This is a genomic window from Muricoccus vinaceus, assembly GCF_042433125.1.
In the GTDB taxonomy this organism is placed as follows: Bacteria; Pseudomonadota; Alphaproteobacteria; order Acetobacterales; family Acetobacteraceae; genus Roseomonas; species Roseomonas vinacea.
In genome coordinates this window covers 392,460-404,753 of record NZ_JBHLVZ010000002.1, presented here as the reverse complement: position 1 = coordinate 404,753, position 12,294 = coordinate 392,460, and the positions used below count along the sequence as shown (strand labels likewise).

Sequence of the window (12,294 nt, the reverse complement as noted above, 5' to 3'; positions counted from 1 at the left end):
GGGCCCGCGGGTCAGAGCAGGCCCTCCCGGCGAAAGGAGAGGTGGCGGCCGTTGCCGATGATCAGGTGGTCGTGGACTACGATGCCGAGCGTGGCGGCGCCGGACTTGATCTCCGCGGTCATCTCGATGTCCGCGCGCGACGGGGTGGGGTCGCCCGAGGGATGGTTGTGGACCAGGATGATGGCGGTGGCACCGATCTCGAGCGAGCGCTTGACGACCTCCCGGGGATAGACGGGGGTGTGGTTGACCGTGCCGCGGGCCAGGGCCTCGTCCGCCAGGAGGCGGTTCCTGCTGTCGAGGAAGAGGACGCGGAACTGCTCCACCGGCTCGCGCGCCAGGGCGGCGGAGAGATAGGCGATCAGGCCGTCCCAGTTGTTGAGCACGGGCTGCTCGCGCACCTCCTCCGCCAGCAGCTTGATGGCGGCGGCCTGCACCAGGCGCAGCGCCGCGACCGCGGCCTCGCCCATGCCCTCCACCGCGCGCAGCTCGGGCTCGCCGGCGGTGACGACGCGGGCGAAGGAGCCGAAGCGGGCCATGAGGCGCTTGGCGTGGGGCTTGGTGTCCACCCGCGGCAGGGCGAGGAAGAGGAGCATCTCCAGGAGCTCGTAATCGGCGAGCGACCCGGGGCCGGCGCGGAGCAGCTTCTCGCGCAGGCGCTTGCGGTGGCCGTCCGGGCCGGGGGCATGCGCCGCCTGGACGAGGGGCGCGGGGCCGGGCGGCGGGCCATCGGCGGCGCGGGCGGCGTGGCGCGGCGCCCTGGCGCGCCCTTCCGGCGTGGCCCGGCGCAAAGGGGGAAGCGAGGTGCCGGGGGTGTCGAGGAGCGGAGCGAAGCCGGGGCTCACCTCCTCCATGCCAGGGCCAGCCGCCAAGGGCGCCTCCTCGTTTCGTCCGGGCACAGGATGGGGTGGCGGGGCGGTGCTTGTCCACGGCCCCGAAGGCGCTGGCGCGTGCCGGCGGGAGCACGGGTGCGGCCGGCGCTTCGGTCCCGGCCTGGCCGGGAGCAGGCATCCGGCGCAGGGCCATGGGCGTTGGGGATGGGCCGGGGGTGGCCCGCCGGGCGGGCCCGCCGGCGCTGGGGGAGAGGGTGCATGACTTCAGGGTCACCAACCGTGCCGAAGGCCGATCCGGACAGCCTGAGCCTGTCGCTCCGGCGGAACATCCAGGCGCTGGAGAACCGCCGCAAGGCCGAGGCGGCGGCGGCCACGCGGGAGGAGCGGATCGCCGGGGCGATCACGGGCTTCACGGGCAGCATGCGCTTCGTTTACCTTCATCTGGCGCTCTACGGGGCCTGGATCGCGGTGAACCTGGGCGTGGTGCCGGGGGTGCCGCGCTTCGATCCGTCCTTCGTGGTGCTGGCGATGGTGGCCTCCGTGGAGGCGATCTTTCTTTCCACCTTCGTGCTGATCAGCCAGAACCGCATGGCGGCGCAGGCGGACAAGCGGGCGGACCTGGACCTGCAGATCAGCCTGCTGGCCGAACACGAGCTGACCAAGCTTTCGGAGGTGGTGGTGGCGATCGCGGAGCGGCTGGATATCCGCGCCGCCGCCGACCCGGAGCTCCGGGAGGTGGGGCGGGACGTTTCGCCGGAGGCGGTGCTGGACGAGATCGCGGCGCAGCAGGCGAGCGGCTAGGGGCGGGGCCCGCGGGCTTCGGGCGCCCGGCTGCGGTCAGGGGGTGAGCGGATCGCCGAGCGGGTCCTCGAGCGGGGAGAAGCCGCCGGTGGCCTCGTCCAGCACGCAGAGCGAGCCGTCGGCCACGTCGAACCACAGGCCGTGAAGGGACAGCTCGCCGCCCCTCTCGCGCGCGGCGAGCCAGGGGAAGGTGCGGAGGTTGGCGAGGGACTGGCGGATGGCGGCGCGCTCCATCGCCGTCTGGTCCTGCAGGGGGTCCACGCCGTCGCAGGTCAGGGCCAGGCGGGTCGCCGGGGCGATCATGTCCATCCAGCGGGCCACGAAGTCGCCATGGGCGGCGTCCACGCCGTTCAGGCTGTTCTGGCGAAAGGCGTTGATGCCGCCGCAGGAGGCGTGGCCGCAGACGACGATGTGGCGGACCAGGAGCTGGCGGACCGCGAACTCGATGGCGGCGGAGGTGCCGTGGTAGCCGGCATCGGGCTGGTAGGGCGGGACGAGGTTGGCGACGTTGCGGACCACCAGCATCTCGCCGGGATCGGCGTCGAAGACGACCTCGGGCGCCACGCGGCTGTCCACGCAGGCGATCATCAGGGTGTTGGGCTGCTGGCCCGATTCCGCGAGGCGCGCGTAATGGTCGCGTTCGCGCCGGAAGCGGGTGTGGCGGAAGCCGCGATAGCCTTCGGCGAGCCGCGCGGGGATCGGGTTGGCCGGCGCGCTCATGCCCCGTAGGGCGGCTTGTGCAGGCCCGCGGGGGACAGCGTGAAGACCTCGCAGCCCGTCTCGGTCACGCCGACCATGTGCTCGAACTGGGCGGACAGGGAGCGGTCGCGGGTGACGGCCGTCCAGCCGTCGTCGAGCACCTTCACCTCCGCGCGGCCGGCATTCACCATCGGCTCGATCGTGAAGAACATGCCGGCCTTGAGCACCGGGCCCTCGCCGGGGCGGCCGAAGTGCAGGATGTTGGGCGGCGCGTGGAACTTGCGGCCGACGCCATGGCCGCAGAAGTCCCGCACCACGGAGAAGCGGTGCTTCTCGACATAGGACTGGATGGCATGGCCGATGTCGCCGAGGGTGTTCCCCGGCCTCACGGCGGCGATGCCGCGCATCAGGCTCTCGTAGGTCACGTCCATCAGGAGCCGCGCCCTGGTGGAGGGCGTTCCCGCCACGTACATGCGCGAGCTGTCGCCGTGCCAGCCGTCGAGCAGGGGGGTGACGTCGATGTTGAGGACGTCGCCGTCCACCAGCACGCGGTCGCCGGGGATGCCGTGGCAGACGACGTGGTTGATGCTGATGCAGGAGGACTTGGTGTAGCCGCGGTATCCGAGCGTGGCGGGCACGGCGCCGCGCTCGACCATGAAGTCGTGGCAGAGCTGGTCGAGCTCGCCCGTGGTGGCGCCCGGGCGGACATGGGGGGTGATCATGTCCAGGCATTCCGCGGCCAGGCGGCCGGCACGGCGCATGCCCTCGAAATCCTCGGGTGCGTGGAGGGGGATGCGGCGGGATTCGCCGGCCGATTGGTCCATGGGCTGAAAATGCGCGCGCGGGCTGGGGCTTGCAAGGTTTGCGGCGATGCGCGGGGCGTGGGGTTGGGGCGCGAGGCGGGCGGGGCAGGGCCGGGCGGCCCGGGGACTTGGCCACCGGGGCGGGGCGGGAGCATACCCGGGGGGCGCACCCGGTGATGCGCGGCTGGAGGGGCGGTGGCGGTTTCGGGGCTTGATGCGGCCGAGGGTGTTGCGGGGGCCAGCGCGGCGCAGGTGGCCGATCCCGGTCCGCCCCGCAGCTCCCGCCTGGTGGCGCTGATCGTGGCCAGCGCGCTGCTGATGCAGAACCTCGATTCCAGCGTGATCGCGACGGCGCTGCCGACCATGGCGCGGGAGCTGGGGACGGAGCCGCTGCACCTTTCGGCGGCGATCACCTCCTATCTTGTGGCGCTGACGGTGTTTATCCCGGTTTCGGGCTGGGTGGCGGACCGCTTCGGGGCCAAGCGGGTGTTCATGGTGGCCATCGGGGTCTTCGCCTTCGCCTCGATGCTGTGCGGGCTGTCGCGCGGCCTGGGGGAGCTGGTGGCGGCGCGGGTGCTGCAGGGCATGGGGGGCGCCATGATGGTGCCCGTGGCGCGGCTGCTGCTGATGCGGCGGATCCGGCCGGAGGAGATGGTGCGGGCAACGACCTGGCTGTCCATGCCGGGGCTGATGGGGCCGATCCTGGGGCCGCCGCTGGGCGGGCTGTTGACGGACACCGTGTCCTGGCGGGCGGTGTTCTGGATCAACCTGCCGATCGCGGCGGTGGGGCTGCTGATGGTGTGGCGCTTCGTGCCGGCCTCGGACGAGGCGCGGCCGCCGCGGCTGGACCTGGTGGGGGTGACGCTGATCGGGGCCGCGCTGGCCAGCCTGATGTTCGGGGCGGAAACGGTGGGGCGGGGCGTGGTGCCGGAATGGCTGCCGGTGCTGGGCTTCGCGCTGGGGGCGGCGCTGGGCTGGGCGGCGGTGCGCTGGGCGCGGCGCGCGCCGCACCCGGCGCTGGACCTCGGGCTGTTCTCGGTGCCGACCTTTGCGCTGGGCGTGGGGGCGGGCAGCCTGTTCCGGGTGGGGGCGGGGGCGGCGCCCTTTCTGCTGCCGCTGTTCCTGCAGCTCGGCTTCGGCGCCTCGGCGACCGTGTCGGGGCTGGTGACCCTGGCCACCGCGCTGGGCGCCTTCCTGATGAAGCCGATGACCACCGCGGCGCTGCGGCGCTTCGGCTTCCGAGACGTGCTGACGTGGAACGCGGTGGTGGTGGCGGTGACGCTGGGCGCCTGCGCGGCGTTCAACCCGTCCTGGCCGCTCTGGGCGGTGTTTCTGGTGCTGGCGGCGGGCGGGCTGGCGCGGAGCCTGCAGTTCACCTCATCCAACGCGCTTTCCTACGTGGACGTGCCCAGCGGGAAGCTTTCGGCGGCGACCTCCATCGCCGGCACGGCGCAGCAGCTTTCCATGGCGCTGGGCGTGACCTGGGGGGCGTCGTGGCTCGCGGCCTCGGCGGCGATCGCGGGGCGGGCGGAGCCGGCGGTGCCGGACTTCGCCATCGCCTTCCTGGGCGCGGCCCTGCCGACGCTGCTGGCCGCGCCGCTGGCCGCCCGGCTGGCGCCGGATGCGGGGGCGACGGCCTCGGGGCACGGGCGGGCGCGGGGCTAGCGCGGAGGCGGGGGCGGGCTGCGCCTGCATCGGGTGCCCAGGGGGGGGGCTGACGCGCTGGCTTGCGGCGGCGGCCCGGCGATGCGGAGGCGATGGCCGACAGCCGCGTCAGGCGGCCAGCGCCGCCCCGCGCATTCCGGCCCGCACCGAAGTGGCCGCTGCGGCGGCGGGAGCGATCTCCAGCGCGTCGATGCCGTTTCCGGTGCCGGGATCGAAGCGGGCGGCCACCTCGACGCCCTTTTCGGCGCCCAGGCCCACCGCCATCACCGCCAGGGCATACTCCCGGCCCGAGCCGATCGCGGTGAAGGCGTCCTCGACGGGCCACTTGCCGTCGCGCTGGTGCAGCCAGCAGCGGCCGTCCGGCGTCACCTCGAGCGCGGTGCACCAGCGGTCGCTCGACTGGCAGTCCGGGCGGGCGCCGCCGTGTTCCAGCCAGTCGAGAACAAGGGAGGCGACCGGCCAGTCTCCCGTCGCGCCGATGAGGCGGCCGTCCGCGGTGCGGCGGATCTTGGTGGATGAATAGGTGGTCGTGCCCATGGAGATGCGGCGGTCGGCGGCCATGAACCGGCCGTCCCAGGCGATGGTGGTCATGGTCGTGGCCCCCGGGGTGCGTTGCGCCCGGGCATTTAATCGTCCGCCGACGCCCGCCTCAACCTAATCTTCACGAGATCGTGAGTTTTCTCCGGCGGTTGGTCTTCCGCGAAGGCGGTGCGTCGTGGTGGCGGGTTCCGCCCGGGAGCGCGGCCGGGCGCCGGGCGGGGCGCCTTAGGCTCCGGGCCGGCCGAACAGCCGGAGGATCGTGATGGCGCCGGCCAGGACCAGCGCATCCTCGAGGAGTCCGGTCGGCGTCTGGCCGTAGCGCGGGATCGCGGCGATCCGGATGCGCCAGCCGGGATAGGAGGCCAGCACCGCCGTGAGGCCGCCGAGCGCCGCGCCGGGCCAGCGCTGCCGGCGCGGGGCGAGGGAGGCGCCCGCGATGGCGGAGGTGACGAACCGGGCGGCCAGGCCGACGAGGACGATCCGGTCGGGCGCCGTCTTCATCTTGTCGCCCGCCATCTCGGCGGCGGCGAGGGCGACGGTGGCGGCGGCGACCACCGGATGGGCGAGGATGCCGGGCGCGCCGCTGTTCCCGGGCAGCGCGCCGCGGGCCGCCGCGACGGAAACGGTGGCGAGCGGCGTCATGGCGCGCTGTCCGCCGACGAGGCCCATGAGAAGGGAGGCGAGCATGTTGTTTGTCCGAGGCAGGGTGGGAACGGAACTCGCGCCTCAGCCGGGCGGTTTCGCGGGGTGGTGGCCAGGGCGGGCGGGAGGCGGCTGCACATCACGGGTGGGGTGTGTCAGGCTCGTCGTCCGAAACAGTTTCCGGCCGGGTGGACCCATGCGCGTGCTTCGTTCTCTGGTGCTCGCCCTGGCCCTGGCGGGCGCATCGGCCGCGGGGGCCCTGGCGCAGGACCTCGGGATGCCCGGGCTTTCCGCCGAGAGCGGGCGCTATGCCGAGGGGCTGTCGCGGCGCTTTCCGGCGGGGGGCACGCCCCAGCAGCGGGCGGCGGCGGAGGCCAGGGCGGCGCAGGCGGAGGGGCGTGGCGACTGGGCGGCGGCGGCCTCGGCCTGGGAGGAGCGGCTGGGGATGTCCGGCGCGCGGCCGGACATGTGGCTTTCCCTCGCGCGGGCGATGATGGCGCGGGTGCCGCCCGACCCGGCGAAGGCCCTGTTCGCGGCGCAGATGAACTTCAACCAGGTGGGCTCGGGCGAGCCGGAGGTGCCGTCGCTGCGCCTGATGGCGGATGCGCTGCGCGCGCAGGAGCGCTGGGCGCTGACGATCGGGGTGCTGGAGGCGGTGGTGGAGCGGCTGCCCGCGGATGCCGGGGCGCGCACGGCGCTGGCGGATGCGCGCCGCCAGGCGGGGATGCTGCTGCGGCGCGTGCGGACCGAGCCGGAGGCGGAGCCGGCGCGGGCCTGTGTTTCCTTCACCGTTTCCCCGCTGCGCGGCGGGCGCTGGCAGCCCGAGGACTGGGTGCGGGCCGAGCCGGCGGTGCCCGGCCTTGCCGTGACCCGGGAGGAGGACGGGGTCTGCGTGGCGGGCCTGCCCTGGGGGCGGCGGACGCGGCTGGTGCTGCGGGCGGGGCTGCCGGGGGAGGACGGGGCGAATCTGCGCGCCGACCTTCCGGTGGAGGTGTCCATGCCCGACCGGGCGGAGCGGCTGGCCTTCGACCAGCGCGCCTTCATCCTGCCGCGCGGCGCCGCGCCGCGGGTGACGGTGGCCAGCATGAACCTGGAGCGGCTCCACATCCAGCTGGTGCGGGTGAGCGAGCGCAACCTCGTGCCCCTGACGCGCGACATCCGGCTGGGCGATGCGATCAGCGGATACCAGGCCGAGGACCTGCCGGAGAGCCGCGGCCGCGTGGTGTGGGAGGGAACGGCGGAGGTGCCGCGCTTTCAGCGCAACGTCATGCAGCGGACGGTGCTGCCCCTGCCGGAGGCGCTGACGGGATCGGGGCCCGGGCTGTTCGTGCTGCTGGTGCGGAACGCGCAGGAGGGGCGCGGATCGGGCGAGGCGGCGGCTCTGCCGATCATGGCCACCGATATCGGGCTAACGGCCTGGCGCGGCAGCGAGGGGCTGGCGGTGCAGGCGCGCGGGCTGGGCGACGCGCGGCCGAAGGCGGGGGTGCGCGTGGCGCTGCTCGCGCGCAACAACGACGTGCTGGCGGAGGCGGATACGGACGCCGGCGGGCTGGTGCGCTTCGCGGGGCCGCTGCTGCGCGGCGAGGGGGCGGTGGCGCCCGTCGCGCTCCACGCGCAGCAGGGCGAGGACCTGGTTTCGCTGGACCTGGAGGCGGCGTCCTTCGACCTGTCGGACCGGGGGGTGACGGGGCGGGCCTATCCGGGGCCGGTCGATGCCTTCCTCTGGCTGGACCGGGGCGTGTACCGGCCGGGCGAGGCCGTCCGGGTTTCGGTTCTGCCGCGCGACGCGGCGGGGGGCGTGCTGGACCTGCCGGTGCGGCTGCGGCTGCGCCGGCCGAACGGGCAGGTGGCGGCGGAGGCGGTTCCGCCGCGCGGGCCGGAGGGGGCGGTGTTCTGGGCCCCGCAGCTTTCCGCCGGCGCGCCCGCGGGCGGCTGGACGATCGAGGCGCTGACCGATCCGAACCGGCCGCCGGTGGCGAGCAGCGGCTTCCAGGTGGATGCCTTCGTGCCGGAACGGCTGGAGGTGCGCGCGGGACCGGCGCCGGGGCCGCTGACCGCGGGGGCGGCGCTGGCGCTGCCGGTGGAGGCGCGGTTCCTCTACGGCGCGCCGGGGGCGGGGCTGACCGGGACGGCGGAGATGCGGCTCTCGGTGGACCCCGAGCCCTTCGAGGGCGCCCCCAGGGAGATGTGGCGCGGCTGGCGCTTCGGGCTGGCGGAGGAGCCCTTCGACGGCGGGCTGCAATCCTTCGAGGTGGCGGCGACGGACGAGGCGGGGCGGGGGGCGGCCGCGCTGTCGCTGCCCAACCTGCCGGACACCTCGCGGCCGCTGCGGGCGGAGGTGACGGTGACGATGGCCGAGCCGGGCGGGCGGGGGAGCAAGGGGATGGCCTCGGTGCCCGTGCGGTCCGCCCAGCCCTTCCTGGCGCTGCGCCCGGCCTTTCGCGACGGCAGCGTGGATGACGGGGCGGAGGCGGCCGTGGAGGCGGCGCTGGTTTCGCCCATGGGGGAGGCGCTGTCCGGGCGGCTGCGGGCGCGGCTGGTGCGGGAGCGGCCGAGCTGGAAGCTGACGGTGGTGAGCGGCACCCCGCGCTACGAGACGGTGTGGCGGGACGAGCCGGTGGACGAGGCGGCGCTGTCGGCGGCGCCGGGGGCGCCCGCGCGCTTCGCCCGGCGCGTGACCTTCGGGCGCTACCGGCTGGAGGTGTCCCAGGAGGGGGGGATGGCCATCGCGACCCTCCGGTTCCGCTCGGGCTGGGTGGGGTCGGAGGACCCGGCGGTGCCGGACAAGGTGGACGTGGCCGCGGACCGGCGGGCCTTCCGCGCGGGCGAGGTGGCGCGGCTGCGGGTGAGCCCGCCTTTCGCGGGGCGGGCGAGCCTGGCGGTGCTGACGGACCGGGTGCTTTCCGTGCGCGACATCGAGGTGCCCGCGGGCGGGGCCGAGGTGGAGGTGCCGGTGGAGGCCGGCTGGGGCCCCGGCGCCTGGGTGGCGGTGACGGTGTTCCGGCCGGGGGAGGCGGGCGGCGGCGGGCCGCGGCGGGCGATCGGGCTGGCCTGGGTCGGGCTGGACCCGGCGGCGCGCCGGCTGGAGGTGGCGGTGGAGGGCGAGGCGCTGCTGCGGCCGGGCCGGCGGGTGGAGGTGCCGGTGCGGGTGGGCCATGCCGCCGGGCCGGCCTGGCTGACGCTGGCGGCGGTGGACGAGGGCATCCTGCGGCTGACGCGCTTCGCCTCGCCTTCGCCGGTGGAGCATTTCCTGGGGCGGCGCAGGCTGGGGCTGGACATCCGCGACGACTACGGCCGGCTGATCGGGCCGGCGGAGGGCGAGGCCACGGTGCTGCGCCAGGGCGGGGACGACGACTTCGACACGAGCGGCGTGCAGCCGCCGCAGCGGGTCGTGGCGCTGTTCTCGGGCCCGGTGGCGGTGGGAGCGGATGGGCGGGCGGTGGTGCCGCTGGACCTGCCGCCCTTCAACGGGGAATTGCGGCTGATGGCGGTGGCCTGGTCCGGGGACCGGGTGGGCGAGGCCTCCCGCCCCGTGACGGTGCGCGACCCCGTGGTGGCGGAGGCGCTGCTGCCGCGCTTCCTGGCGCCGGGGGACGAGGCGCGGCTGCCGGTGCTGCTGCACAACCTGGACCTGGAGGGCGGCGGCGGGGTGCGCGCGAGCGTGACGGTGGAGGGGCCGCTGGCGGTGGAGGGCGGCGGGGCCCTGGCGGCGGAGCTGGCGCGGGGGCAGCGGGCGCTGCCCTTCGCCACGCTGCGCGCGACCGGCGCGGGCGAGGGGGTGGTGCGCGTGGCGGTGACCGGGCCGGGCGGCTACGCGGCGACGCATGAGAGCCGGATCACGCTGCGCTCGCCGCGGCCGCTGGCGCGGGAGGTGGCGGTGGCCAGCCTGGCGCCGGGCGGGGCGGCGCAGCTGGGGCCGGACCTGTCGCGCTTCTTCGCGGGCACGGCGGCGGTGCGGGCGGTCTGGGGGCAGCCGGTGCGCTACGACCCCGCGGCCTTGATGCGGGCCAACGTGGATTTTCCCTTCGCCTGCGGGGAGCAGTCGGCGAGCCGGCTTCTGGCGCTGGTGGGCTTCGAGGGGGAGCCGGAGCGGGAGGTGAAGCTGCAGCGCTCCGTCGCACAGTTGCTGGACAAGCAGCGTTATGACGGGAGCCTGGGGCTGTGGTCGGCCAGCGGGGCGGCGGACGGCTTCGTGACCTCCTACGGGGCGGAGGCGCTGCTGCGGGCGCGGGCGGCCGGGGTGACGGTGCCGGAGGCGCCGCTGGAGGCGCTGCTGAAGAGCATCCGCGACGATGCGGACAACGGGAGCTACGCGGAGCCGGTGGAGCGGGCGGTGCAGGCCTACCGGATGCACGTGCTGGCCATGGCCGGGCGCGGCCTGCCCGGGGCGGCGCGGCGGCTGTTCGAGGAGATGGACCGGCTGCCGACGCCGCTGGCCAAGGCCCAGCTCGGCGCGGCCTTCGCGCGGATGGGGGATGCGGCGCGCGCGGAGGAGGCCTTCGCCGCGGCGCTGGCCGCCCCGGCGCGGCGGCCCTGGCACGAGGACTACGGCAGCGCGGCGCGGGATTCCCTGGCGGTGACGCTGCTGCTGAAGGAGAGCGGCGTGCTGGCGGGGCGGCTGCCGGAGGTTCTGTCGCGCCTGCCGGGGGCGGAGCTGACGCCGGAGGCGGCCTCCACCCAGGAGGCGGCCTGGGGGGTGCTGCTGGCATCCGCGCTGGGGCGGGACGGGCGGCCGGTGCGGATCTCGCTCGGCGGGCGGCCGCTCGGGGTGGCGCCGGTTGTCTCGGCGGTGGTGGAGGGGCGCGCGGAGGTGCGCAACCTCGGTGACCGGGCGGTGCCGCAGGCGGTTTCCGTTTCGGGGCTGCCGGTGCAGGCGCAGCCGGCCGGGCGGGCGGGGATGCGGGTGGCGCGGCGCTTCTTCAACGCGGACGGGTCGGCGCTGAACCTCGATGCGCTCCGCCAGAACCAGGTGTTCCTGATGCAGGTGGAGGCGCGGGCCGAAACGGGGGAGACGCACCGGGCCATGGTGCAGCAGGGGCTGCCGGCGGGGTGGGAGATCGTCGGGCGGCTGGCCGAAGGGGAGGTGCCGGGCATGCCCTTCCTGGGCGAGCTGACGGCGGCCGAGGCCTTTCCGGCGCTGGACGACCGCTTCGCGGCGGCGGTGACGCTGACGCCGGAGGCGGCGGTGGCGCGCTTCGCGGTCCGGGTGCGGGCGGTGACGGCGGGGCGGTTCGAGCTGCCGGGGGCGGAGGTGCGGGACCTTTACCGGCCGGGGGTCTTCGCGCGGCAGAACACGGGTCGGGTTTCGGTGGCGCCGGTGCCGTGACGGCGGGCGGCGCGGCGCTTGCTTGCGGTTTCTCCAGCTTGGCACGGAGGCAGGGATGAGCGCGGCGGTCGGCCCCACGGGGAGCGCAATGGCGGCGGCGCCGAAGCCGCGGGAGATGATGCACCTCAACACGCGCTCGGACGCGCGCGGGGCGGCGCGAACGGCGGTGCACGTGGCGCTGATCCTGGGAAGCGGGGCGCTGGTGGCGGTGGCGCCCTGGTGGCTGGTGCTGCCCGCGATGGTGCTGGCCGGGGTGGTGCAGGCGGCGCTCTTCGCGCCGCTGCACGAGACCTGCCACCACACGGCCTTCCGGTCGCGCCGGGCGAATGCGGTGGTGGGGTGGCTGGCGGCGCTGACGGCGCTCCGGAACTGGCACTTCTACCAGCAGTTCCACCTGGCCCATCACCGGCACACCCAGGACCCGGAGCACGACCCGGAGCTGTCGCCGCCGCCGCCGGGCAACATCCCGGCCTATCTGTTCCGGGTGCTGGGGCTGCCCTACTGGCGCGCGCAGCTCACGGTCTGGGCGCGGGGCTGGCGGGGGGACCTGTCCGCTTATTCGTTCATCCATCCGGCCACGGCGCCGCGGGTGGTCGCGAGCATCCGGGCGGGGTCGGCGCTGACGGTGGCGCTGGCGGTGGCGGCGGGTCTGGCCTTCGGGTGGTCGTCGGTGCTGCTGTTCTGGGTGGGGCCGCAGCTGCTGGGGCAGCCGCTGCTGCGGCTCTACCTGCTCACGGAGCACACGGGCTGCACCGAGGATGCCAACGGCCTGACCAACACCCGCACCATGCTGACGGCGGCGCCGGTGCGGCTGCTGATGTGGGAGATGCCCTTCCACGCGGAGCACCACCTTTATCCCTTCATTCCCTTCCACCGGCTGGCGGACGCGCACGCGGTGCTGCGCGACCGGCTGGCGCATGTGGGAACGGGCTATGCGCGCTGGCACCTGGAGCACGTGCGGCGCCTGCGGGACGCGCCCCGCCCCTGA

The 12,294-nt window shown here is 75.4% G+C and carries 9 protein-coding genes; 4 read left to right on the top strand and 5 right to left on the bottom strand.

Going from position 1 to position 12,294, the window contains the following annotated elements; all coding sequences use genetic code 11:
- Positions 1-11: 11 nt before the first annotated feature.
- Positions 12-869: a RadC family protein gene (radC, locus tag ACFFIC_RS03665; RefSeq protein ID WP_377048717.1), complete on the bottom strand. Its 858-nt coding sequence runs from the start codon at positions 867-869 to the stop codon at positions 12-14.
- 240 nt (positions 870-1,109) lie between these two features.
- Here radC and ACFFIC_RS03660 point away from each other — a divergent pair, with 240 nt between their 5' ends.
- On the top strand, positions 1,110-1,631 hold the full coding sequence (locus tag ACFFIC_RS03660) for a DUF1003 domain-containing protein (protein ID WP_377048716.1): 522 nt from the start codon (positions 1,110-1,112) through the stop codon (positions 1,629-1,631).
- Positions 1,632-1,667: 36 nt separating this feature from the next.
- Here ACFFIC_RS03660 and ACFFIC_RS03655 read toward each other — a convergent pair whose 3' ends face one another.
- Together ACFFIC_RS03655 and map are read right to left on the bottom strand one after the other, a co-directional pair.
- A complete protein-coding gene (locus ACFFIC_RS03655; protein WP_377048715.1) occupies positions 1,668-2,351 on the bottom strand; it encodes a carbonic anhydrase in 684 nt (227 codons plus the stop codon).
- Complete coding sequence (gene map / locus ACFFIC_RS03650) at positions 2,348-3,154, bottom strand: type I methionyl aminopeptidase (protein ID WP_377048714.1); 807 nt, start codon at positions 3,152-3,154, stop codon at positions 2,348-2,350. Before map ends, ACFFIC_RS03655 begins: the two co-directional genes overlap by 4 nt.
- Positions 3,155-3,328: 174 nt before the next feature.
- Here map and ACFFIC_RS03645 point away from each other — a divergent pair, with 174 nt between their 5' ends.
- Positions 3,329-4,798, top strand: a complete 1,470-nt coding sequence (locus ACFFIC_RS03645; protein ID WP_377048713.1) for a DHA2 family efflux MFS transporter permease subunit — start codon at positions 3,329-3,331, stop codon at positions 4,796-4,798.
- 108 nt (positions 4,799-4,906) lie between these two features.
- Here the strand turns inward: ACFFIC_RS03645 and ACFFIC_RS03640 are convergent, their stop codons facing one another.
- Positions 4,907-5,389 (bottom strand): Ntn hydrolase family protein, encoded by a 483-nt coding sequence (locus ACFFIC_RS03640; RefSeq protein WP_377048712.1) that lies wholly within the window; start codon positions 5,387-5,389, stop codon positions 4,907-4,909.
- Positions 5,390-5,563: 174 nt separating this feature from the next.
- On the bottom strand, positions 5,564-6,025 hold the full coding sequence (locus tag ACFFIC_RS03635; protein WP_377048711.1) for a hypothetical protein: 462 nt from the start codon (positions 6,023-6,025) through the stop codon (positions 5,564-5,566).
- 151 nt (positions 6,026-6,176) lie between these two features.
- Here ACFFIC_RS03635 and ACFFIC_RS03630 point away from each other — a divergent pair, with 151 nt between their 5' ends.
- Both ACFFIC_RS03630 and ACFFIC_RS03625 read left to right on the top strand, forming a co-directional pair.
- The gene (locus ACFFIC_RS03630; RefSeq protein WP_377048710.1) at positions 6,177-11,306 is read left to right on the top strand and encodes an alpha-2-macroglobulin family protein; all 5,130 of its coding nucleotides are present in this window, start codon (positions 6,177-6,179) and stop codon (positions 11,304-11,306) included.
- Positions 11,307-11,361: 55 nt separating this feature from the next.
- Complete coding sequence (locus ACFFIC_RS03625; protein WP_377048709.1) at positions 11,362-12,294, top strand: fatty acid desaturase; 933 nt, start codon at positions 11,362-11,364, stop codon at positions 12,292-12,294.

Bases quoted from the DNA above. Each gene is read 5' to 3' on its own strand.
- ACFFIC_RS03655 (WP_377048715.1), bottom strand. From the start codon at position 2,351: ATGAGCGCGCCGGCCAACCCGATCCCCGCGCGGCTCGCCGAAGGCTAT.
- map (WP_377048714.1), bottom strand. From the start codon at position 3,154: ATGGACCAATCGGCCGGCGAATCCCGCCGCATCCCCCTCCACGCACCC.
- ACFFIC_RS03640 (WP_377048712.1), bottom strand. From the start codon at position 5,389: ATGACCACCATCGCCTGGGACGGCCGGTTCATGGCCGCCGACCGCCGC.
- ACFFIC_RS03635 (WP_377048711.1), bottom strand. From the start codon at position 6,025: ATGCTCGCCTCCCTTCTCATGGGCCTCGTCGGCGGACAGCGCGCCATG.
- ACFFIC_RS03630 (WP_377048710.1), top strand. From the start codon at position 6,177: ATGCGCGTGCTTCGTTCTCTGGTGCTCGCCCTGGCCCTGGCGGGCGCA.
- ACFFIC_RS03625 (WP_377048709.1), top strand. From the start codon at position 11,362: ATGAGCGCGGCGGTCGGCCCCACGGGGAGCGCAATGGCGGCGGCGCCG.